Source organism: Saccharopolyspora halophila (genome assembly GCF_039531955.1).
Taxonomy (GTDB): Bacteria; Actinomycetota; Actinomycetes; order Mycobacteriales; family Pseudonocardiaceae; genus Saccharopolyspora; species Saccharopolyspora halophila.
Genome location: NZ_BAAARA010000015.1, coordinates 282084 through 303876 on the forward strand (window position 1 = coordinate 282084; position 21793 = coordinate 303876).

Annotated in this window: 21 protein-coding genes; 7 read left to right on the forward strand and 14 right to left on the reverse strand. The window is 70.4% G+C overall.

The window, feature by feature from the left end; translation table 11 throughout:
- Positions 1-38: 38 nt before the first annotated feature.
- Together ABD289_RS19755 and ABD289_RS19760 are read right to left on the reverse strand one after the other, a co-directional pair.
- Positions 39-1106, reverse strand: a complete 1068-nt coding sequence (locus tag ABD289_RS19755; RefSeq protein ID WP_344134839.1) for an Ldh family oxidoreductase — start codon at positions 1104-1106, stop codon at positions 39-41.
- Between the two features lie 4 nt (positions 1107-1110).
- Positions 1111-1854, reverse strand: coding sequence for a ribonuclease activity regulator RraA (locus ABD289_RS19760; RefSeq protein ID WP_344134842.1), 744 nt, complete (start codon positions 1852-1854; stop codon positions 1111-1113).
- Positions 1855-2058: 204 nt separating this feature from the next.
- Here ABD289_RS19760 and araD point away from each other — a divergent pair, with 204 nt between their 5' ends.
- On the forward strand, positions 2059-3789 hold the full coding sequence (gene araD, locus ABD289_RS19765) for an L-arabinonate dehydratase (protein WP_344134845.1): 1731 nt from the start codon (positions 2059-2061) through the stop codon (positions 3787-3789).
- Between the two features lie 13 nt (positions 3790-3802).
- Entirely contained in the window at positions 3803-4705 is a 903-nt protein-coding gene (locus ABD289_RS19770; RefSeq protein WP_344134848.1) for a dihydrodipicolinate synthase family protein, read from the forward strand.
- A gap of 272 nt (positions 4706-4977) precedes the next feature.
- Here the strand turns inward: ABD289_RS19770 and ABD289_RS19775 are convergent, their stop codons facing one another.
- The 6 genes from ABD289_RS19775 to ABD289_RS19800 all read right to left on the reverse strand — a co-directional run bounded on the left by ABD289_RS19775 (position 4978) and on the right by ABD289_RS19800 (position 11569).
- Positions 4978-5238, reverse strand: a complete 261-nt coding sequence (locus ABD289_RS19775; RefSeq protein WP_344134851.1) for a Txe/YoeB family addiction module toxin — start codon at positions 5236-5238, stop codon at positions 4978-4980.
- On the reverse strand, positions 5235-5492 hold the full coding sequence (locus tag ABD289_RS19780; RefSeq protein WP_344134854.1) for a type II toxin-antitoxin system Phd/YefM family antitoxin: 258 nt from the start codon (positions 5490-5492) through the stop codon (positions 5235-5237). Before ABD289_RS19780 ends, ABD289_RS19775 begins: the two co-directional genes overlap by 4 nt.
- A 122-nt stretch (positions 5493-5614) precedes the next feature.
- The gene (locus tag ABD289_RS19785) at positions 5615-8992 is read right to left on the reverse strand and encodes a pyruvate carboxylase (protein ID WP_344134857.1); all 3378 of its coding nucleotides are present in this window, start codon (positions 8990-8992) and stop codon (positions 5615-5617) included.
- A gap of 374 nt (positions 8993-9366) precedes the next feature.
- Complete coding sequence (locus tag ABD289_RS19790; RefSeq protein ID WP_344134860.1) at positions 9367-10137, reverse strand: MBL fold metallo-hydrolase; 771 nt, start codon at positions 10135-10137, stop codon at positions 9367-9369.
- The gene (gene murI / locus ABD289_RS19795) at positions 10134-10946 is read right to left on the reverse strand and encodes a glutamate racemase (RefSeq protein ID WP_344134863.1); all 813 of its coding nucleotides are present in this window, start codon (positions 10944-10946) and stop codon (positions 10134-10136) included. Before murI ends, ABD289_RS19790 begins: the two co-directional genes overlap by 4 nt.
- Entirely contained in the window at positions 10943-11569 is a 627-nt protein-coding gene (locus ABD289_RS19800) for a rhomboid family intramembrane serine protease (protein WP_344134867.1), read from the reverse strand. The genes murI and ABD289_RS19800 overlap by 4 nt, the downstream gene beginning before the upstream one ends.
- A gap of 164 nt (positions 11570-11733) precedes the next feature.
- On the opposite strand from ABD289_RS19800, the gene ABD289_RS19805 reads away from it, so the two are divergent.
- Complete coding sequence (locus ABD289_RS19805; protein WP_344134870.1) at positions 11734-12576, forward strand: SMP-30/gluconolactonase/LRE family protein; 843 nt, start codon at positions 11734-11736, stop codon at positions 12574-12576.
- Positions 12577-12702: 126 nt separating this feature from the next.
- Here ABD289_RS19805 and ABD289_RS19810 read toward each other — a convergent pair whose 3' ends face one another.
- The 6 genes from ABD289_RS19810 to clpS form a co-directional block, all read right to left on the reverse strand.
- Positions 12703-13653 carry a PLP-dependent cysteine synthase family protein gene (locus ABD289_RS19810; protein WP_344134873.1) on the reverse strand — a complete coding sequence of 317 codons (951 nt, stop codon included), beginning with the start codon at positions 13651-13653 and terminating at the stop codon, positions 12703-12705.
- Positions 13654-13888: 235 nt separating this feature from the next.
- Positions 13889-14167 carry a MoaD family protein gene (locus ABD289_RS19815; RefSeq protein ID WP_344134876.1) on the reverse strand — a complete coding sequence of 93 codons (279 nt, stop codon included), beginning with the start codon at positions 14165-14167 and terminating at the stop codon, positions 13889-13891.
- Between the two features lie 67 nt (positions 14168-14234).
- Positions 14235-14690, reverse strand: coding sequence for a M67 family metallopeptidase (locus ABD289_RS19820; RefSeq protein WP_344134878.1), 456 nt, complete (start codon positions 14688-14690; stop codon positions 14235-14237).
- A 98-nt stretch (positions 14691-14788) separates the two neighbouring features.
- Positions 14789-15817: a P1 family peptidase gene (locus tag ABD289_RS19825; protein ID WP_344134881.1), complete on the reverse strand. Its 1029-nt coding sequence runs from the start codon at positions 15815-15817 to the stop codon at positions 14789-14791.
- Between the two features lie 67 nt (positions 15818-15884).
- A complete protein-coding gene (locus tag ABD289_RS19830) occupies positions 15885-16448 on the reverse strand; it encodes a DUF2017 domain-containing protein (protein ID WP_344134884.1) in 564 nt (187 codons plus the stop codon).
- Complete coding sequence (gene clpS / locus ABD289_RS19835) at positions 16449-16742, reverse strand: ATP-dependent Clp protease adapter ClpS (RefSeq protein WP_344134887.1); 294 nt, start codon at positions 16740-16742, stop codon at positions 16449-16451.
- 169 nt (positions 16743-16911) lie between these two features.
- On the opposite strand from clpS, the gene ABD289_RS19840 reads away from it, so the two are divergent.
- The 4 genes from ABD289_RS19840 (at position 16912) to ABD289_RS19855 (ending at position 21793) form a co-directional block, all read left to right on the forward strand.
- Positions 16912-18198, forward strand: coding sequence for a nicotinate phosphoribosyltransferase (locus ABD289_RS19840; RefSeq protein WP_344134890.1), 1287 nt, complete (start codon positions 16912-16914; stop codon positions 18196-18198).
- Positions 18199-18219: 21 nt separating this feature from the next.
- Positions 18220-18792 (forward strand): isochorismatase family protein, encoded by a 573-nt coding sequence (locus tag ABD289_RS19845; RefSeq protein WP_344134893.1) that lies wholly within the window; start codon positions 18220-18222, stop codon positions 18790-18792.
- Positions 18793-18913: 121 nt separating this feature from the next.
- Positions 18914-21067 (forward strand): ATP-dependent DNA helicase, encoded by a 2154-nt coding sequence (locus ABD289_RS19850; RefSeq protein ID WP_425564742.1) that lies wholly within the window; start codon positions 18914-18916, stop codon positions 21065-21067.
- 150 nt (positions 21068-21217) lie between these two features.
- Entirely contained in the window at positions 21218-21793 is a 576-nt protein-coding gene (locus ABD289_RS19855; RefSeq protein WP_344134896.1) for a biotin transporter BioY, read from the forward strand.

A 21793-nucleotide genomic window follows, 5' to 3' on the forward strand; every position in this document is an offset into this window, starting at 1 on the left:
TTTCAGCCGGTCGTGGGCTCCCCGCCCGGGCACGGGCGTCAGAACCCGCAGGTGACCCCGGCGCGGTCGGCGACGCCGCGCAGCTGCTCGGCGAGAGCTTCCGGCATCGGAACGCCTTCCCGAGCGCGCTCGCGACGCGCCTCGTCTTGCGGATCTCCCGCGACCTGAACGGGTTTCGCCGGGTCCAGCGGTGGTGTCCGGTGCAGGACGTCGATCGCGTCGTCGAGGTCGTCCTCGAACTCACCCGGCGGGCGGAACACCGCCGGGTCCACGGCCAGGAAGAAGTGCCCGATGTTCTGCGGTTCGCCCGGCTCGCGGCTCGCCGGGAACGTCCCGCCGCACAGGGTCGCGGCCAGGATGTGGGCCATCATGCTCAACCCGTATCCCTTGTGCGAGCTCATCTCCGCCGAGCCACCGAGCGGGGTCACGCCACCGGCGTCCTCGTGGCGCAGCACGTGCAGCCCCTTTGCCGCATCGGTCACCGGCTGCCCGCGGTCGTCGACCACCCAGCCCTCGGGAAGCGATCTGCCCTGGTAGCCGTAGACCTTGACCTTGTTCACCGCCACCGTCGTGGTGGCCATGTCCAGCAGGAAGTCCGGGTTCCGGCGGGCGGGCGCGGCGAAGGCGATCGGGTTGGTCGCCAGCTGCGGCACCACCGATCCGGTCGGTGGTGAGCACGGCAGGTTCGCCGAACTGGTGACCAGCCCGACGAGGCCCTGCTCGGCGGCCATCTCGGCGTAGTGCCCGGCGGCACCGAAATGATGCGAGTTGACCACCGACACCACCCCGACACCACCGGCGCGAGCCTTGTCGATGGCCATCCGCATCGCCAGGGCGCTGGCCGGATGACCGATACCCCGGTTGGCGTCCACCAGTGCCGTCGCCGCGTTCTCCCGGCGCACCACCGGGCGCTCGGCCACCAGCAGGGTGCCCTCGGCCAGGAAGTTCTCGTAGGTCATCAGCATCGACACGCCGTGCGAATCGATGCCGGCCAGATCGGTCTGGGCCATCACGTCCGCGGTGACCTCCGCGTCCGCACCGTCCATGCCCCAGGCGGTGAGGACGTCGACGATCAGCCGCCGCAGCTGCGGCACGGCAACGCGCACGCCCTCACCTCCAGGGATAGGGGTTGTCCCGCAACCACTTCTCGTACTCCGCGCGGGTGCTCTCGTCCGGCGGGTAGACCCCGCGCAGCGACTCGCCCGACTCGATCTTGATGAGCACGAAGACCTCGAGGTGCTCCTGCCGCGCAGCGGCCTCGGCGACCTCGTCGGCCAGGTGCCGCGGGATGACGACCACGCCGTCGACGTCGCCGACCAGCACGTCGCCCGGGTAGACCGCGACCTCGCCGCACCCGATCGGCACCTGCATGTCCGCGGCGTGGTGCTGGATCAGGTTGGTGTTCGCCGACGGGTTCGCCGCGAACGTCGGCAGGTCCAGCACCGAGAAGCCGTCGGAGTCGCGCACCGAGCCGTCGGTGACCACGCCGGTGCACCCGCGCTGCAGTAGCCGAGTGGCCAGGATGTGGCCGAGCGAGGCGGCGCGCTGCTGCCCGCGGGAGTCGATGACCAGGACCTGGCTCGGTTGCACCGATTCCACGGCCTTGCGCTGCGGGTGGTCGTAGTCCTGGAACACCGACGGCTCGTCGAGGTCCTCGCGCGCCGGGATGTAGCGCAGCGTGAAGGCCGTCCCCACCAGCTTCTCCCGCGTGGGATTGAGCGGTTTGAGGCCCTGCATCAGCTGGTTGCGCAGCCCGCGGGAGAGCAGCTGCGTGGTGATCGTGGCCGTGCTCGCGTAGTGCAGCGCCTTGAGCGTGCCCTCGGACAGCGGTTCGGTTTCTGACGTCTCGGCCATGAGCAGCCCTTCGCATCGGCGGACGGGTGGCGGCGCGGCGGGTCGTGCGGCGGGAAGCCCTGGCGGCCGCCTGAGATATCATATACCATGGCGGTGATCGCTCCAGGCGCTTCGCGAGATCCGGCCGTGACGTTGCTCGTTCGTGCGATGCGGCGCAAGACCTCTCACCCGCGAAGACCCGCAACCGGAAAGGAGCTGGCCGGCATGTCCCGTCCCAGGCTCACCGCCGAGCAGTTGCGCAGCCATCGCTGGTTCGGCGTGGACACCCTGCGTTCCTTCGGACACAAGTCCCGCACCAAGCAGATGGGGTTCGACGCCGAGGACTACGCCGGGAAACCGGTGATCGGCATCGTCAACACCTGGAGCGACATCAACCCTTGCCACACGCACTTCCGCGAGCGCGCCGAGGACATCAAGCGCGGCGTCTACCAGGCGGGGGGCTTCCCGCTGGAGCTGCCAGCGATGTCGCTGTCCGAGCCGTTCCAGAAGCCGACCACCATGCTCTACCGGAACATGCTGGCGATGGAGACCGAGGAGCTGCTGCGCTCCTACCCCATCGACGGCTGCGTGCTGATGGGCGGCTGCGACAAGACCACGCCGGGCCTGATCATGGGCGCTTCCAGCGTCGATCTGCCGTCGATGTTCCTGCCCGCCGGACCGATGCTCAAGGGCCGCTGGAAGGGCGCCACGCTGGGCAGCGGTTCGGACACCTGGAAGTACTGGGCCCAGCGCCGGGCCGGAATCATCGGCGAGAAGGAATGGGGCGAGATCGAGGACGGCATCGCCCGCTCCCCCGGGCACTGCATGACGATGGGCACCGCCTCCACGATGACGGCCGCGGCCGAGGCCATGGGCCTCACGCTGACCGGCGGGTCATCGGTTCCCGCGGCCTTCTCCAACCACCCGCAGCTGGCGGTGGCCACCGGGCGCCGGATCGTCGACCTGGTCTGGGAGGACGTCAAGCCGAGCGAACTGCTCACCCGCGAGGCGTTCGAGAACGCCGTCGCCGTGGTGATGGCCATGGGCGGTTCGACGAACGCGGTGATCCACCTGGTCGCGATGGCCGGGCGCGCCGATGTCGACCTGCCGCTGGAGACCTTCGACGAGCTGGCGCGCAAGGTCCCGGCGCTGGCCAACATCCGCCCCTCCGGCGAGCACCTGATGGAGGACTTCCACGACGCGGGCGGGCTGCGCGCGCTGATGGCCGAGCTCGGTGACCTGCTGCACCGCGACACGATCACCGTCAACGGCCGCACCCTCGGCGCGAACCTCGAAGGCGCGGAGATCTACGACGACGACGTGATCCGCCGCCGGGACAACCCGCTGTCGGCCGAGGGCGGGCTGGCCGTGCTGCGCGGCTCGCTGGCCCCGGACAGCTGCGTGATCAAGACGACCGCGGCCAACCCGGACCTGCTGCAGCACAAGGGCAAAGCGGTCGTGTTCGACGACTACGACGACATGGACGCCCGGATCGACGCCGAAGACCTCGACGTCGACGAGAACAGCGTGCTGATCCTGCGCGGCGCGGGCCCGCTCGGCGGTCCCGGCATGCCGGAGTGGGGCATGCTGCCGATCCCGAAGAAGCTGCTGCAGCAGGGCGTCACGGACATGGTCCGCATCTCCGACGCCCGGATGAGCGGCACCAGCTACGGCACCTGCGTGCTGCACGTGTCCCCGGAATCCTTCGCGGGTGGCCCGCTGGCACTGGTGCGCGACGGCGACCTCGTCGAGCTCGACGTGCCCAACCGCAAGCTCGATCTGCACGTCGATGCCGCGGAGCTCGAGCGCAGGCGCTCCGAGTGGCAACGACCGGAGCCGACCTTCGCCCGCGGCTACGGCAAGTTGTTCGGAAAGCACATCACCCAGGCGGACAAGGGCTGCGACTTCGACTTCCTCGAGGGAAGCGGCGGAGCCCCCGAACCGGCCATCCACTGACTCGGGAGAGCTGATGACCAACAGCGTGCAGGCGTTGCGCGGGGTCACCGCGATCACCGTGACACCGTTCGACGGGGCGGGCGCACCGGACTGGGACGCCTACGCGGCGATCGTGGCGCGGATGGCCGGGGCGGGCGTTCCGGTGATCACCCCGAACGGCAACACCAGCGAGTTCTACGCCCTCTCCCGCGCCGAATGGCAGCGAGCCAACGAGGTGACCGTCAAGGCCGCGGGCGACTCCGCGGTGATGCCGGGCATCGGTTACGACGTGGCCACCGCCAAGGACATGGCCGAATCGGTGCACCGGCTGGGCGCGCAGCTGGCGATGGTGCACCAGCCGGTGCACCCGCACCAGTCGGTGGCGGGCTGGGTCGCCTACAACCGGGAGATCGCCGAGTCCGCGCCCGGACTGGGCTTCGTGCTCTACGTCAAGGACGCCCGCATCGACGCCGACATGCTGGGGTTCCTGTTCGACGCCTGCCCGAACGTGGTGGGCATCAAGTACGCGGTGCCGGATCCGCTGCGCTTCGGCGACATCGTGGCCGAGATCGGGCCCGACCGGGTGGCCTGGTCCTGCGGGCTCGCCGAGCGCTGGGCGCCTTCGTTCTGGCCGCTGGGCGCGGCCGGGTTCACCTCGGGCGGGGTCAACGTGGCACCCGAGCTGTCGATGGACTACCTGGCAGCGCTGCGCTCCGGTGATGCCGAGCGGGTGCGCCGGCTGTGGGAACTGATCTCGCCCTTCGAGCGGATGCGCAACGCCGACGCCACGGCGGGCAACGTGGCCGTGGTCAAGGAGGCACTGGCTCAGCGGGGCCTGTGCACCGGCACCGTCCGGCCACCGGCGGGCACGCTGACCGCGCAGCAGCGCGAGCAGGTCGGCGCGATCCTGGCGGACTGGGCCGCTGCCGGGTACTGAGCGCCGAGATGCGCGGTGGTCGCACGAATCCGCCGCGCACGCGGGAAGCACGAGAACCGTGTGCGGCGAGCCCCCAGCTCTCGCCGCACACGCCCGTCCCGCAGGGTCGCCGCCCCCGAGCAGCGCCTGCGGGTGCTTCCTTCCCGCCCCTAAGACGCTCGCCACTACCGGCGGGTTGTCACCTCTTGCCGCTTTTCTCGAAAACCACGATCCGGACGAACGCAACAGCGGGCCGCCCCCGCGTGGGAGCGGCCCGCTGCAGCGACCCCTGGCTATCTGCCGTAGTGATAACGGCAAGCCGCGATCCGGATCTCGTCGTCCGCGATCTTGTAGACGAGCCGGTGTTCATCGGTGATACGACGCGACCAGTACCCCTGGAAGCCGTGCTTGAGAGCTTCCGGCTTGCCAATGCCTTCGTTCCCGTTACGAGCAATATCCCTGATCAACGCGTTGATGCGCTTGAGGACCTTGCGATCCTCCGTCTGCCACCAGACATAGTCTTCCCAGGCAGCCTCGTCCCAGAGGAGTTTCATTCGTCCTCGACGAGCTCGTGGTGGCTACCGCCTCCGGACTCAAGGCGCTCGATCGACCCGATGAGGCGCTGAGCGTTCGCCGGACTCCGCAACAAGTAGGCGGTTTCCCTGAGTGACTCGTAATCGTCCAGGGACACGAGAACGACCGGCTCGTGACCAGCACGGGTGATCACGACCTCTTCACGGTCATTAACGACCGAGTCCAGTGTCTCAGCATAGTGCGCCCGAGACTCCGAGTAGCTGATCGTACGCATACGCACCTCCCTTGTACAGAAAACTGTACACCTCGGAGGCTCGGGCTGCAATCGGCGTCCTGACAGACAAACGCAAAGGCGGGCCGCCCCCGCGTGGGAGCGGCCCGCCTTTGCGTGGGTGGTCAGCCGAGTTCGATGATGAGGTCTCCGCCCTCGACCTGCTGGACCTTGCCGATCGCCAGGCGCTTGACCTGGCCGGACTGCGGCGCGGTGATCGCGGCCTCCATCTTCATCGCCTCGATCGTGGCGATCGTCTGGCCCGCCTCGACCTTGTCGCCCTCGCCGACCGACAGCGTCACCACACCTGCGAACGGCGCCGGGACGTGGCCCGGGTTGGAGCGGTCGGCCCGCTCGGCGGCGGGCAGCGCGCTGGCCACCGACCGGTCGCGAACCTGGATCGGCCGCAGCTGGCCGTTGAGCGTGGCCATCACGGTGCGCAGCCCGCGCTCGTCCGGTTCGCTGATCGCCTCCAGGCCGATGAGCAGCCGCACGCCCGGTTCGAGGTCCACCGAGTACTCCTCCCCCGGCTGCAGGCCGTAGAAGAAGTCCTTGCTGCGCAGCAGCGAGGTGTCCCCGTAGGCCTCGCGGTGCTCGGTGTACTCCTTGGTGGGCTTGGCGAACATCAGCCGGTTCAGCGTCGCGCGCCGGTCGTTGGTCAGGCCCTCGATGTCCTCATCGGACAGTTCGGCGATCTTGCGGGTCGCGGTGCGGCCTTCCAGCGCGCGGGTGCGGAACGGCTCCGGCCAGCCCGCGGGCGGCTCGCCGAGCTCGCCCTGCAGGAACCCGATCACCGAGTCCGGGATGTCGAACTTGCGCGGGTCGGCTTCGAAGTCGGCCGGGTCCACGCCCGAGCCGACCAGGTGCAGCGCGAGATCGCCCACGACCTTCGAGGACGGGGTGACCTTGACCAGCCTGCCGAGGATCCGGTCGGCCGCGGCGTACATCTTCTCGATCTCTTCGAACTTGTCCCCGAGACCGAGGGCGACCGCCTGGGTGCGCAGGTTGGACAGCTGACCGCCCGGGATCTCGTGCGAGTAGACCCGGCCGGTCGGCGAGGCCAGGCCCGCCTCGAACGGCTTGTAGACCTTGCGCACCGACTCCCAGTACGGCTCGGTGTCGCACACCGCCCGCAGGTCCAGGCCGGTGGGACGCTCGGTGTAGTCGGTCGCCGCGACCACCGAGGACATCGCGGGCTGCGAGGTGGTTCCCGCCATCGACGCGGTCGCGGCGTCCACCGCGTCCGCACCGGCCTGCACCGCAGCCATGTAGGTGGCCAGCTGGCCGCCCGGCGTGTCGTGCGTGTGCAGGTGCACCGGCAGGTCGAACTCCTTGCGCAGCGCGGAGACCAGCTTCGCGGCCGCCGGCGGGCGCAGCAGGCCCGCCATGTCCTTGATGGCCAGCACGTGCGCACCGGCGTCGACGATCTGCTCGGCCAGCCGCAGGTAGTAGTCCAACGTGTAGAGCTTCTCGTCCGGGTTGGACAGATCAGCGGTGTAGCACAGCGCGACCTCGGCGACCGACTTCCCGGTGTTGCGCACGGCCTCGATGGCCGGGCGCATCTGCTCGACGTCGTTGAGCGCGTCGAAGATCCGGAAGATGTCGATGCCGGTGTCGGTGGCCTCCTGCACGAAGTGCTCGGTCACCTCGGTCGGGTAAGGCGTGTAGCCGACCGTGTTGCGACCGCGCAGCAGCATCTGCAGGCAGATGTTCGGGATGGCCTCGCGCAGCTTGGCCAGCCGCTCCCACGGGTCCTCGGCCAGGAATCGCAGCGCCACGTCGTAGGTCGCGCCGCCCCAGCACTCCACGGACAGCAGCTCGGGCGTCATGCGCGCGACGTGCGGGGCGACCGCCAGGAGATCCTTGCTGCGCACGCGGGTTGCCAGCAAGGACTGGTGGGCGTCGCGGAAGGTGGTGTCGGTGACGCCCACGTTGTTCGACTCGCGCATCCACCGGGCGAAGCCCTCCGGGCCGAGCTCGGTGAGCTTCTGCTTGGATCCCGGCGGAGGTGCGACCGTCAGGTCGGTCTCCGGGAGCTTGCTGCTCGGGTCCGCCGCGCTCGGGCGCTCGCCGTTGGGCCGGTTGACGGTCACGTCGGCGAGGTAGTTGAGCATCCGCGTGCCGCGGTCGGCGGAGTGCCGCGCGGTCAGCAGCTGCGGGCGCTCGGCGATGAACGAGGTGGTCACCCGCCCCTCGGCGAAGTCCGGGTCGTCCAGAACCGCCTGCAGGAACGGGATGTTCGTGGCGACACCGCGAATCCGGAACTCCGCCACCGCACGACGCGCCCTGGACACCGCGGTCGGGAAGTCGCGGCCGCGGCAGGACAGCTTCACCAGCATCGAGTCGAAGTGCGCGCTGACGCTGGTTCCCGCGAACGCGGTTCCGCCGTCGAGCCGGATGCCCGCACCGCCCGGCGAGCGGTACGCGCTGATCATCCCGGTGTCCGGCCGGAACCCGTTGGCCGGGTCCTCGGTGGTGATCCGGCACTGCAGCGCGGCGCCGCGCAGCCGCATCTGGTCCTGGGTCATGTTCAGCCGCTCGAGGCTCTCGCCACCCGCGATGCGCAGCTGGGACTGCACCAGGTCCGCGTCGGTGACCTCCTCGGTGACCGTGTGCTCGACCTGGATGCGCGGGTTCATCTCGATGAACACGTGGTTGCCGCGCTCGTCGACCAGGAACTCCACGGTTCCGGCGTTGATGTAGCCGATCTTGCGGGCGAAGGCGACCGCGTCGTTGCAGATCCGCTCGCGCAGCTGGGGATCGAGGTTCGGCGCCGGGGCGATCTCGACGACCTTCTGGTGGCGCCGCTGCACCGAGCAATCGCGCTCGAACAGGTGGATCACGTCGCCGTGGGCGTCGGCGAGGATCTGCACCTCGATGTGCCGCGGGTTGACCACCGCCTGCTCGAGGAACACCGTCGGGTCGCCGAAGGCCGACTCGGCCTCGCGCATCGCGGCTTCCAGCGCCTCGCGCAGCGCGTCCGGTTCGTCGACCCGGCGCATGCCGCGGCCGCCACCACCCGCGACGGCCTTGACGAACACCGGGAAGGTCATCTGCTCGGAGGCCGCCAGCAGCCCCTCGATGTCCCTCGACGGTGCCGAGGAGTCCAGCACCGGCACGCCCGCCTCGCGGGCGGCGGCAACCGCGGTGGCCTTGTTGCCGGTCATCTCGAGGATCTTCTTGCTGGGACCCACGAAGGTGATCCCGGATTCCTCGCACGCCTTGGCCAGCTCGGGGTTCTCGGACAGGAACCCGTATCCGGGATAGATCGCGTCCGCGCCCGCTTGGCGCGCGGCGTTGATGATCTCCTCGACGGAGAGGTATGCCCGGACGGGGTGACCCGGCTCGCCGATCTCGTAGGATTCATCGGCTTTCAGGCGATGCAGCGAGTTGCGGTCTTCGTGCGGAAATACCGCAACGGTTCCCGCTCCCAGCTCGTAGGCGGCGCGAAACGCCCGGATCGCAATCTCGCCGCGGTTTGCGACGAGCACCTTGCGGAACATGCCGGCTCCCTCGGAGTACAGGTGTCGGTCGGTGTTCAGACACTACCGCGAAAATTCCCCGTAACGGGAGAACCCGCTGGGTGACGAACGCCTCGGCCAGCTCTATGACCAGCCTAAACAGCCAATCGACACAAGCGGTAACCGAAAGAACTAATGCCAAAATTTCCGCACGGAGAAGTATCGATCACCTATTCGGGCGAGCTGCGGCCCGCGACCGCCCCGATCCCCCGAACCGTGGCACGATCACGCCGGATCCGCCCGGCGAGCGTGGCTGAAATTCCGACACGCCCGAAGGCGCCAACCCTTCGAAAACCACTCGCACAACCGGACGATGCACGTCGGTTTCGGCTGCTGCGCCGCCGCGCGACGGGCGATCAGATCTCGTAGGTCGCGTCCGGGCGAGCGAGTTCCACCGGACCGGAGTACGTTTCCCTGGCCTCCGCGAGGATCGCCTGGTGATCCGTCCACGGGACCAGGTGGGTGAGCAGCAGCCGCCCCGCGCCCGCGTCGACCGCCGCTCGAGCGGCCTGGTGACCGGACAGGTGCACGCCCGCCGGCGCCGTGGGGTGCTCCTCCCAGGAGGCCTCGGCGAGGAACAGGTCCGCGCCCTCGGCGAGCTCGGCCAGTTCGCCGCACGGACCGGTGTCGCCGGTGTAGGCCAGCAGCTTGCCCTCGGCCTCCACGCGATATCCCCAGGTCGGGCACAGATGCGCCATCGGCACCGCGGTGACCTTGAACGGCCCGATGCGCACCGGTTCCTCCGGGATCGGGCGGAACTCGTAGACATCGGAGAGGTCGGTCTCGGCGAGCTCGGCCGCGGTCGGGGCGTACAGCTGCGCGAACCGCTGCGGGGCGTACTCCGGGGCGATCACGGGCAGCCGGTGCTCGCGCGTGTCGTACGGCGGGTTCGGCCGGTAGCGGCGCAGCACCGTCAGCGCGCCGAAGTCCGCGCAGTGGTCCGGGTGCAGGTGGCTGAAGAACAGCGCGTCCATCGCGAACGGGTCGAGATGGCGTTGCAGCGCACCGAGCGTGCCGTTGCCCAGGTCGAGCACGATGCGGGTGTCACCGGATTCCACCAAGTAGCCCGAGGCCGGCGAGTCCGGGCCGACGATGCTTCCGGAGCACCCGAGAACCGTCAACCTCATGCCACCGACTCCGTCCGCAGCGGCCGCACCGAATCGGCCGTCGGGGCACCGCCGAGGAACCGGCGGGCCAGCTTGGCGAAGCGCTCCGGCTCGCCGGTGACCTGGAACTCGTGGGCGGGAACGCTGCCGGTCTCGGCCAGCAGGTCGCCCTCCGTGAGCATCCGCACCACGTCCTTGGCGGTCTCCTCCGCGCTGGAGACGAGCGTGACGTGCTCGCCCATCGTCAGCTGCAGCACGCCGGTGAGCAGCGGGTAGTGCGTGCAGCCGAGCACCAGCGTGTCCACGTCGGCCTGCTGCAGCGGATCCAGGTAGTTCTGCGCCAGCCCGAGGACCTGGCGTCCGCTGGTGATCCCGCGCTCGACGAACTCGGCGAAGCGCGGGCAGGCCGCGGTGGTCAGCTCGATGTTCGGCGCCGCGGTGAAGGCGTCCTCGTAGGCGCGCGAGCGGATGGTGGCATCGGTACCGATCACGCCGATCCGCCCGTTGCGGGTGGTCGCCGCCGCGCGGCGAGCGGCGGGGAGCACGACCTCCACCACCGGGATGTCGTAGCGCTCGCGAGCATCGCGAAGGCAGGCCGACGAGGCCGTGTTGCACGCGATCACCAGCATCTTCACCCCGTCGGCGACCAGCTCGTCGGCGATCGCCAGGGTGCGCGAGCGGATCTCGGCCAGCGGCATCGGACCGTAGGGGGCGTTGGCGGTGTCCCCGACGTAGCGCAGCGTCTCGCCGGGCAGCTGATCCATGATCGCGCGGGACACGGTCAGTCCGCCGACGCCGGAATCGAAGATCCCGATCGGAGCGTTGGTCACCCGGTCAGTGTGCCAGGCTCTCGCCGCGAATCCCGTCGCCGAGTGCTGCGCGCCACCAGCCATGTGGCCAGCACCCCACCGAGCGCGCCGGACAGATGCCCCTCCCAGGAGATCCCCGGCTGGCCGGGCAGCATGCCCCAGAGCATCCCGCCCCAGTAGACGAACAGCACCACCGCGACCAGGATCTGGGCCACGCTGCGCTGGGCGAATCCGCGCAGCAGCAGGAAGACCATCCAGCCGAAGATCAACCCCGAGGCGCCGGCGTGGTAGCCGGGGACGCCGATCAGCCAGGTGCCCGCACCGGCAACCAGCCACACCACCGCGGTCACGCCGATGAACTGCCGGACACCTCCCGCCAGCACCAGCCAGCCGAGCACCAGGAACGGCACCGAGTTGCTGATCAGGTGGCCCCAGCCGAAGTGCAGCAGCGGCGACCAGGCGATGCCGTCGAGCCCGTCGACGGTGCGCGGCAGGATGCCGTTGTCGTCCAGGCGCTGCGGGGTGGCGGCGTCGTAGAACTCGATTCCGTAGAGCACCGCGAGCGCCGCGATCATGCTGAGGGCGGACCCGAGCGGGTTCGCGGGCAGCACGCGCGGCTTGCGACGTTCGATGGGGCGGTTCACACCGCCGAGCTTACGACTTCGAAGCGCGGCTGAGGTCGGGGACAACCCGTAGATTGGTGACGAATCGCCAGATCAAGATCACCTTCGCCCGCGCCGGACGCGTCCGCGCACCACCGTCGCGATATGGTTCGGCTCCGTTGCCCCGAACGGTTGAAAGGTGAAGCGTGCAGGCCCAGGTCGAGATCGCACTTTCCGCGGCCGCGCGTTGCGGGCACGCGCCGACTTGGGACATCGGCACCGGCACGCTGCTGTGGACCGACCCGCCGACCCGCTCGGTGCACCGCTACCGGCCCGGTAACGGCAACGCCAGCTTGCAGGTCCCGCAGCAGGTGGGTGGCGCCAAACCGCGCAGCCGCGGCGGCATCGCGCTGCACCTGCAGGAGGGCGTCGCGCTGTTCGACGCGCACGGTGAGACCCGCACCTGGCTGGCCTACTGGGCCAGGGACGGCTTCGTCGGCGGCGGCACGGTGGTCGACCGCCGGGGGCGGTTGTGGGCCACCACGGTCCGCGACGACGAAGGCGGTCAGGGCTGGCTCGTTCGCGTGGGGCCCGACGGATCGACCGGTGTGGTGCTCAGCGACCTGCGCGCCTGCCTGGGGTTCGGGTGGAGCCCGGAGGACACCCACCTCTACATCGCCGACGCGGGCACCGGGCGCATCGAGGTGCTCGACTTCGAGCTGTCCACCGGCGCGGCCGGGAACCGTCGCGTGCTCTGCGAGGTGGGCGGCCAACCGGCCGGCCTGGCGGTCGCGGCCGACGGCGGGATCTGGACCGCCGTGCGCGACAAGGGCGAACTGCACCACTACGCACCCGGCGGCGAGCTGATCACCACGGTCCCGCTCCCGGCGCAGCGTCCCACCGGCCTCTGCTTCGGAGGCCCGGACCTGACGGACCTCTACATCACCTCGGCCACCGAGGACATCCCCTCGCCGGCGGAGGCCGACGGCGCCCTGCTGGTGCTCCGCAACGCCCCGGAGGGCCTCCGCGCCTACGCCTTCACGGGCTGACTGACAGTTCTGCCTAAAACTGTCGCAGGATCATGTCCGTTTTGTCCGCACAGTTCTAGGCAAAACTGTCACGCCCCCGAAACGCAGCGAGCCCCCGGGTGTGGTCCCGGGGGCTCGGTGAGCGGGTCAGGCCCAGAGCTGGCCTTCGAGGCGTTGGGCGGCTTCGTCGATCGAGCCGCTGTAGGCGCCGGTCGAGAGGTACTTCCAACCGGCGTCGGCCACCACGAAGGCGATGTCGGCGGACTCACCCGCAGCCGCCGACTTCTCGGCGATCGTCAGGGCCGCGTGCAGCACACCGCCCGTGGAGATGCCCGCGAACACGCCCTCGTTCTCCAGCAGCTGCCTGGTGCGCCGGAGCGCGTCGTAGGAGCCCACGGAGAAGCGCCTGCTGAGCACGCTCTCGTCGTAGAGCTCCGGAACGAAGCCCTCGTCGAGGTTGCGCAGCCCGTAGACCAGCTCGCCGTAGCGGGGTTCGGCCGCCACGATCTGAACATCGGACCGCTGCTCGCGCAGGTAGCGCCCGACGCCGACCAGCGTCCCGGTGGTGCCCAGCCCCGCCACGAAGTGCGTGATGTTCGGCAGGTCGCGCAGGAGCTCGGGACCGGTGCCGCGGTAGTGCGCGTCGGCGTTGGCCTGGTTGCCGTACTGGTAGAGCATCACCCAGTCCGGGTTCTGCTCGGCCAGATCCTTGGCCATCGCCACCGCCTGGTTCGATCCGCCCGCGGCCGGCGACGAGATGATCCGCGCTCCGTAGGCCTGCAGCAGCTGACGCCGCTCCTCGGAGGTGTTCTCCGGCATCACGCACACCAGGCCGTAGCCCTTCAGCTTTGCGGCCATGGCCAGCGAGATACCGGTGTTGCCCGAGGTGGGCTCCAGGATGGTGCAGCCCGCGGTGAGCCGGCCCTCCTTCTCGGCCGTCTCGATCATGCTCAACGCCGCGCGGTCCTTGATGGACCCGGTCGGGTTGCGGTCCTCGAGCTTCGCCCACAACCGGACGTCGGGAGCGGGCGACAGGCGCGGCAACCCCACGAGCGGGGTGTCGCCCAACGCGTCCAGCAACGAGTCGAACCGAGCCACGAAGCTCTCCTTTTCAACTTGCCTGCGAAGCCGGAACCGCCGCGAACGAGAAGCACCGCGAGCGGCGAGTTCGCCCGGCCCGTAGCGCGGCTCGCACAGCGGCGGGATGCTCGGACGCTCCGGAACGGGTGCTCGCGCGGTGTTTCGGACCTGCACCGACGAGAGCACCCGCGTCCCGGGAGACGTCCGAGTCCGCTACCGGCACCGCCACGCAGGGCGGATCAGCAACAGGTCTTCAGCCCATGCCGCCGGCGACGGCGGGCAGGATCGTCAGGTTGTCGCCGTCGGAGACCTGGGCCTCGAGACCACCGGCGAAGCGCACGTCCTCGTCGTTGACGTAGACGTTCACGAACCGGTGCAGGTTGCCCTCCTTGACCAGGCGGTCCTTGAGGCCGTTGAAGTTCGAGTCGAGGTCTTCGATGACCGCGGCGACGGTCTCGCCCTTGGCCTCGACCGACTTCTTGCCGTCGGTGTGGGTCCGCAGGATGGTGGGGATGGAAACGTTGACTGCCATGAGGGGAACCTCCTGTCCACAAAGGACTTGATAGGGAACGCGAACAACGGAAGGGGCGAGCCGCGGGTCAGCCGCGGTCGGGAACCTCGTCGCTACCGGTGTGGGCGAACATGTACGACTCCACGACCTCCACCGGCTCCTCGGTGACCTCGCCATCGAGAATCCGGTAGGAACGCAGCTCATGGGTCTCGGGGTCCCGCGTGGACACGAGCACGTAGTGCGCGTTGGGTTCCGAGGCGTAGGAGACGTCGGTACGCGACGGGTAGGCCTCGGTCGAGGTGTGCGAGTGGTAGATGACCACCGGCTCCTCGTCGGCGGAGTCCATCTCGCGCCAGACCTTCAACTGCTCGGCGCTGTCGAACCGGTAGAAGGTGGGCGACCGCTCGGCGTTGATCATCTCGATCATCCGCTCGGGCCGGTCGGACCCCTCCGGTCCGGCAATCACGCCGCACGCCTCGTCCGGGTGGTCCCGTCGGGCATGCGCGACCATCGCATCCACGAGGTCGCGTCGGATCACCAGCACAGCAACCATCCTAGTAGGTGGGGCACCGTGCTCTCAGCATGTGAAATGCCGAGGTCGGTGCGGGTTCGTCGTCCGGGCAAACGCCGAACCACGATGATTCATTCCACGGCCGAGGGGTAGAGGCGCGTGTAGGACGTCACCTCGGCGACCGGCTCCGCGGCGAGCACCCCGCGCACGATCGCCCTGCCGACGACCTCGGCGGCCGCGGCGGTCACCTCGTCCAGGCGCACCGCCCAGCCGGGGTCGCCGGGCTCGGGCAGCTGCGCACCGGTACCGGTGGCCAGGCCGAACATGGTGTCGCCGTCGACCAGCAGGTGCGCCGGGCGCACCGCGCGGGCCAGGGCGTCCTGGGCGGCCACGGTCAGACGCCTGCACTCCGCCTTGCTCAGGTTCAGATCGGTGGCGACCACGCCGATGGTGGTGTTCAGCGGCCGCGCGATCGGCCCGTGCCTGCCCGGCCGGACCTCGTGCGCGGCGCGGGCGGCCTCGACCTCGGCCGCGTCCGGCGCGCGCAGCCCTTCCACCGGCAGCCAGGGCAGGCCGCTGTCCGGGTCGACGGGAGAGCCGGAGGAGTTGACCGCGACCAGCGCTCCGATGGTGCTGCCGTCGGCCAGCACCCCGCTCGCGGTGCCGATACCGCCCTTGACCGGCCCCGCCACGGCTCCGGTACCTGCCCCGATGTTGCCCCGCCGGGCGTCCTGACCGGCGTTCTCGCAGGCCAGATAGCCGAGCTCGGCGTCCGGCCAGTTGCCCCAGTCGTTCATCGGCAGGTCGAAGATCACTGCGGCGGGCACCACCGGCACCACTTGTCCCGGCGCTCCCACCGGGACGCCGTGCCCGCGCTCGCCGAGCCAGCGCATCACGCCGTCGGCGGCGGCCAGGCCGTACGCGCTGCCCCCGGTGAGCGCCACCCCGTGGATCCGCTGCACCAGGTGATCGGCCACCAGCACATCGGTCTCCCGCGTGCCGGGCCCGCCGCCGCGCACGTCGACCGCACCAGTCGCACCGCCAGGAGTCAGCACCGCGCTCACCCCGGTCGCCCAGTGCTCGTCGAGCCGCTGCGCGTGTCCCACGGACAGCCCGCCGACGTCGATCAGCGCGTCGTGCTCCCCCGGCTGCAAGCGCATCCATCCTCCTCGGCGCGGCGCACCCTCGGTCACGGCGGACGGTACCGCGCGACGCGCGCGGACCGGGCTACTCCAGCAGCGCCGAGACCATGCTGTCCTGAACCCAGGTCAGCCACTGGTAGACGCCGAGGTGCTCCCTGCGGAGATCGTCCTCGGGCAGCTCTTCGGGCATGTCCTCTTCGATGTCGAGGGCCGTGCCCAGCGCCAGGCGGACGTCGTTGATCGCCGAGAGCCAGCCGTCGGCCTGCTCACCGGTAAGCTCGACCCTGCCGCCCATCTTCGGGCAGGTCTCCAGCACCAGCGCGGCGTTGCCGGTCTTGGCCTCGAGCAGCTCGGGCTCGTGCAGCGAACGCATCGCACCGGCCGCGTCGGCCTCGTCCTCATCGGTCTCGCCGGTGGCGGGGTCGTTGCGGTAGAAGTCCGGCAGCAACCGCTCCAGTACCCGGTCCTCCGGCGGAGTCGTGGGACCGGTGCGGATTCCGGTCAGCTCGGCGAGCTCGTCCTCGGGCGCCTCGTCGGCGCGGGCGGTGAGCATGTCCTTGATCTGCCCGACCAGCCCCCGGATGACCGCGGCCTCCTGCTGGGAGAGCTCGGCCAGCACATGACCGTTCTTGCGGGTCCAGCCGTCCACTCACGAATCCTTCTGCATCGTTGCCCAGAGCCCGGCGGCGTGCAGCTTGGCCACATCGCCCTCGACCTTCTCCTTGGAGCCGGAGGACACCGCCGCTCGTCCCTTGTGGTGCACGTCCAGCATCAACTTCGTCGCGTGGTCCTTGGAATACCCAAAGACCTTCTGGAGCACGTAGGTCACGTAGGACATGAGGTTCACCGGGTCGTTCCACACGACGGTGACCCACGGCTTGTCCTCGGTGCCTGCGGCATCCGGCTCGAGTTGCGCGCGCTCGGCTTCAGCGGGCGAGGTCATGCCTCCATGTTCGCACGGCCCGGTATCGGGCGTGTCGAGTGCACCGGCGCAGTTGATTGACGCTCGGGGGCGGCGTCCCCCACGCGAACGACGTCACTCCGGATCTCCCCGCCCGCGAGACCCGCACCGCCAAGCCGGACGAGCGCGGGGGAAGAACTAATCTTGCGCCATGAGCTCTAGCACCGCGCTGCTGACCGACCAGTACGAGCTGACCATGCTCGCCAGCGCATTGCGCGACGGCACGGCCCACCGCGAATGCACCTTCGAGGTCTTCACCCGGCGGCTTCCGCACGGGCGGCGCTACGGGGTGACCGGCGGGATCGGCCGGGTGCTGGAGGCCATCGAGAACTTCCACTTCGGCGAGGCCGAAATCGCCCAGCTCGCCGACAACGAGGTGGTCGACGATCGAACGATCGAGTGGCTGCGCGACTTCCGCTTCTCCGGGCAGGTCGACGGCTACCCCGAGGGCGAGCTGTTCTTCCCCGGCTCGCCGCTGCTGACGGTGCGCGGCACCTTCGCCGAGGCCGTGGTGCTGGAAACCCTGGTGCTGTCGATCCTCAACCACGACAGCGCGATCGCCTCGGCCGCGGCCCGGATGGTCTCTGCCGCCAACGGGCGGCGCATCATCGAGATGGGCTCGCGGCGCACCCACGAGGAGTCGGCCGTGTCGTCGGCGCGGGCGGCCTACCTCGCCGGGTTCACGGCGACGTCGAACCTGGAAGCGGGACGCCGGTACGGCATCCCCACCGCGGGAACCGCCGCGCACGCCTTCACCCTGCTGCACGACTCGGAGCGCAGCGCCTTCGAGTCGCAGGTCGCCGCGCTGGGCACCGGTACCACGCTGCTGGTCGACACCTACGACATCTCCAACGGGATCCAGCTCGCGGTGGAGGTCGCCGGACCGGACCTGGGCGCCGTGCGCATCGATTCCGGTGACGTGGGCGTGCTGGCCAGGCAGGCCAGGGAGCAGCTCGACGACCTCGGCGCCACCGGTACGCGCATCGTGGTCTCCGGCGACCTGGACGAGTACGCGATCGCCTCGCTGCGCGCCGAGCCGGTGGACGGCTACGGCGTGGGCACCTCGCTGGTGACCGGCTCGGGCGCGCCGACCGCGGAGATGGTCTACAAGCTGGTCGAGGTCGAGGACCGGCCCGTGGCCAAGCGCAGCTCGCACAAGGAGTCCCGGGGCGGGCGCAAGGCCGCGATCCGCCGGTACAAGAAGACCGGGACGGCCGTCGAGGAGGTCGTGTTCCGCCCGGACTCGGCCGCCGAACTCGGTCCGCACGACCGGTTCCTGCAGATCCCGCTGATCCGCGACGGCAAGCGGGTCGAGGGTCTGCCGACGCTGGAGCAGGACCGGCAGCGGTTGCGGCACGCGCTGGTGACCCTGCCCTGGGAGGGCTTGAAGCTCTCGCACGGCGAGCAGGCGATTCCCACCACCTTCCTGCAGTCCTGAAACCGGGGCAGAATCGGGCATATGACCGCAAAAGCCTTGATCATCGTGGACGTGCAGAACGATTTCTGCGAAGGCGGCGCGCTCGCCGTCGGCGGCGGTGCCGGGGTTGCGGCGGCGATCTCGGAGCACGTGGCCTCGACGTCCTACGACCACGTGGTGGCCACCCGCGACTACCACGTGGACCCGGGCGGGCACTTCAGCGACGAGCCGGACTTCGTGCGCTCCTGGCCGCGCCACTGCGTCGCGGGCACCGCGGGCGCCGCCTTCCACCCGGACCTGGACGTCGTCCCGGTGGAAGCGGTGTTCTCCAAGGGCCAGTACAGCGACGGCTACTCCGGTTTCGACGGGTCCACCGGCGAGGAGTCCCTGCACGACTGGCTGACCGAACGGGGCGTGACCGAGGTCGACGTCGTGGGCATCGCCACCGACCACTGCGTCCGCGCCACCGCCCTGGACGCCGCCGAGCGCGGCCTGCGGACCGACGTTCGCCTGGACCTCACCGCGGGAGTTGCCCGCCGCACGGTCGACACCGCCCTCGACGACCTCGCCAACGCGGGCATCACACTCCTCGGCACCCCGGTCGTCCGCACCTGACCCGACGATTCCCCTGGAGATCGGGGGTCGGAACCACCTGGGAGTCGTTGCCTCGTTCTCGGGGGTTTCCGGGGTCGTGGTGGTGGCGGAGGGTGACGGGGGTGCGCGGTAGGTTTTGGCCGTGCCCACCTCTGTCCCGCATTGGAAAGACCCGGACGCGTTCGCGGCGGACGCCGACGACGAGCTGCCCCCGGAGATCGCCGCCGACCTGGCGAAGGGCGGCACGTCCTCGCGGGACGAGCCTGCGTTGCCGCTGGCCAAGAAACCGCAGGACATCCCGGACCTGGAGACCCTGCTCAAGATCGCCGTCTCCTCCGTCGGCGGCACGCCGCGCGACGGCCAGGCGAAGATGGCCTCGGCCGTGCAGCACACGATCGGCACCGGCGAGCACCTCGCGGTCCAGGCGGGCACCGGAACCGGCAAGTCGCTGGCCTACCTGGTGCCCGCGATCCGGCACGCCGTCGCCGAGGGCAGCACCGTCGTCGTGTCCACCGCGACCATCGCCCTGCAGCGCCAGCTGGTCGACCGGGATCTGCCGCGCCTGTCCGAAGCGCTCAAGGACGCGCTGGGCAGGCGTCCGACCTTCGCGATCCTCAAGGGTCGCCGCAACTACCTCTGCCTGAACCGGATCCACGGCAACGCGCCCGAGGAACCGGACGAGGACGCGCTGTTCGACGCCTTCGCCGCCTCCGCGCTGGAACGCCAGATCAAGCGGGTCCAGGAGTGGGCGACCGAGACCGAGACCGGTGACCGCGACGAGCTCGTGCCCGGCGTCACCGACCAGGCGTGGCGGCAGCTGTCGGTCACCGCCAAGGAATGCCTCGGCGTGCACCGCTGCCCGGTCGGCGCCGACTGCTTCGCCGAGAAGGCCCGCGGCGAGGCGGGCCGGGCCGACATCGTGGTCACCAACCACGCGCTGCTGGCCATCGACGCCCTCGACGACCGCCCGGTGCTGCCCGAGCACGACGTGGTGCTGGTCGACGAGGCCCACGACCTCGTCGACCGGGTCACCTCCGCGGCCACCGGCGAACTCACCGGCGGCGCGGTCAAGCAGGCCGCGCGCCGCTGCGGCCGCGCCATCGACGAGCAGACCGCCGACAAGCTCTCCGAGGCGTCCGAAGGACTCGAACTCGTCCTCGAGGACGCCTCCCCCGGACGCCTGGAGGAGATGCCGGAGGCCCTCGGCGGCGCGCTGACCGCGGTCCGCGACGCGGCGTGGGCGTGCATCAACGCGCTCGGCCCGGAGCGCAAGGAGGACGCCGACGGCAGCACCGCGCGCAAGCTCGCGCACGCCGTCACCGAGGAGGTGCACGACACCTCCGTGCGGTTGCTGGAGGCCTTCGAGTCGGACAAGGCCCACGACGTGGTGTGGGTGGCCGCCGAGCCGAACCGCTCGCCGGCTGTCCGAGTGGCACCGATCGGCGTCGGCGGGCTGCTCCGCGAGCGCCTGTTCGGCCAGCGCACCACGGTGCTCACCTCGGCGACCCTGGAGCTCGGCGGTTCGTTCGACACGCTCGCGAAGCAGTGGGGACTGCCACCGCAGCAACGGGCCGAGCCCACCGAGGGGATGGCCACGGCCAAGGAGGCCCCGTCCGACAGCGGCCCGCTGAAGTGGACCGGCCTCGACGTCGGATCGCCGTTCGAGCACCAGCGCAGCGGCATCCTCTACATCGCCCGCAAGCTGCCGCAGCCCGGTCGCGACGGGATCCCGCCGCAGGTGCTCGACGAGCTCACCGAGCTGGTCGAGGCCGCGGGTGGCCGGACGCTGGGGCTGTTCTCCTCCAAGCGGGCGGCCGAGCAGGCGACCGAGCAGTTGCGCACCCGGCTGTCCACGCCGGTGCTGTGCCAGGGCGAGGACACCACCTCGCTGCTGGTCCAGCGCTTCGCCGACGACCCGGCGACCTCGCTGTTCGGCACCCTGTCGCTGTGGCAGGGCGTGGACGTGCCCGGTGAGTCGCTGTCGCTGGTGGTGATGGACCGGATCCCGTTCCCGCGCCCGGACGATCCGCTGGCCTCGGCTCGTCAGCAGGCGGTCACCGAGCACGGGGGCAACGGCTTCCTCACCGTGGCGGGCACGCACGCGGCGCTGCTGCTGGCCCAGGGCGCGGGTCGCCTGCTGCGCTCGGCCGCCGACCGGGGCGTCATCGCGGTGCTCGACCCCCGCCTGGCCACCGCCCGCTACGGCGGTTTCCTGCGGGCCTCGCTGCCGCCGTTCTGGACCACCCACGACGGGGACGTGGTCAGAGGCGCGCTCCGCCGCCTGACCTCGGACTGACGCAGCCTCCTGGCCCGCGCGGACCGCGTCGCGGGTGACGCACGACTCAGACCGGAGCTTTCTGCTCCCGCCGGGCAGCCGGGTAGGTTGTGCGGGATTTGGTCGGGCCGACCTGACGAGAACCGCTGATCGATCCGCTTGGGAGATGCCGTGCCCACACCGACCGCGCCGGCCGCGAACCTGGCTCGCACCGTGGTGTTCGCCGCGTTCATCGCCATCCTCGGACTCTTCCCCGGCTTCTACCTCGGCGCGGCGGCCGTCCCGATCGTGCTGCAGAACATGGGCCCGCTGCTGGCCGGCAGCATCCTCGGCGCGCGCCGGGGGACCAGCGCCGTGCTGCTGTTCCTGGCGCTGACCGCGCTCGGCCTTCCGCTGCTGTCCGGCGGGCGGGGCGGGATCGCCCCGTTCTTCGGCCCCAGCGGCGGCTTCCTCCTCGGCTGGATCCTGTCCGCCCTGGTCGTGGGCCTGATCGTGCGGCGCTCGGCGAAGCCGGGCGTTGCCGTTCTGCTGCTGGCCAACCTCGCCGGGATCGCCGCCGATTACCTGATCGGCATCCCCTACTGGGGTCTGATGATCGGCGATATCCCCTCGGCCGCCGTCCAGTCGCTGGTGTTCCTGCCCGGTGACGCGGTGAAGCTCGTGGCGGTGTCGCTGATCGCGGTCGCGGTGCACCGCGCCGTGCCGCAGGGCCTGACCGGAACGGCGCGGCAGAGGGTCGAGAGCTGA

Excerpts from the sequence above, each read along its gene's own strand:
- clpS (WP_344134887.1), bottom strand. The coding sequence starts at position 16,742 with ATGACCTCGCCCGCTGAAGCCGAGCGCGCGCAACTCGAGCCGGATGCC.
- ABD289_RS19775 (WP_344134851.1), bottom strand. The coding sequence starts at position 5,238 with ATGAAACTCCTCTGGGACGAGGCTGCCTGGGAAGACTATGTCTGGTGG.
- ABD289_RS19840 (WP_344134890.1), top strand. The coding sequence starts at position 16,912 with ATGAGCTCTAGCACCGCGCTGCTGACCGACCAGTACGAGCTGACCATG.
- araD (WP_344134845.1), top strand. The coding sequence starts at position 2,059 with ATGTCCCGTCCCAGGCTCACCGCCGAGCAGTTGCGCAGCCATCGCTGG.
- ABD289_RS19845 (WP_344134893.1), top strand. The coding sequence starts at position 18,220 with ATGACCGCAAAAGCCTTGATCATCGTGGACGTGCAGAACGATTTCTGC.
- ABD289_RS19815 (WP_344134876.1), bottom strand. The coding sequence starts at position 14,167 with ATGGCAGTCAACGTTTCCATCCCCACCATCCTGCGGACCCACACCGAC.
- ABD289_RS19790 (WP_344134860.1), bottom strand. The coding sequence starts at position 10,137 with ATGAGGTTGACGGTTCTCGGGTGCTCCGGAAGCATCGTCGGCCCGGAC.
- ABD289_RS19785 (WP_344134857.1), bottom strand. The coding sequence starts at position 8,992 with ATGTTCCGCAAGGTGCTCGTCGCAAACCGCGGCGAGATTGCGATCCGG.
- ABD289_RS19760 (WP_344134842.1), bottom strand. The coding sequence starts at position 1,854 with ATGGCCGAGACGTCAGAAACCGAACCGCTGTCCGAGGGCACGCTCAAG.
- ABD289_RS19780 (WP_344134854.1), bottom strand. The coding sequence starts at position 5,492 with ATGCGTACGATCAGCTACTCGGAGTCTCGGGCGCACTATGCTGAGACA.
- ABD289_RS19825 (WP_344134881.1), bottom strand. The coding sequence starts at position 15,817 with ATGCGCTTGCAGCCGGGGGAGCACGACGCGCTGATCGACGTCGGCGGG.
- ABD289_RS19770 (WP_344134848.1), top strand. The coding sequence starts at position 3,803 with ATGACCAACAGCGTGCAGGCGTTGCGCGGGGTCACCGCGATCACCGTG.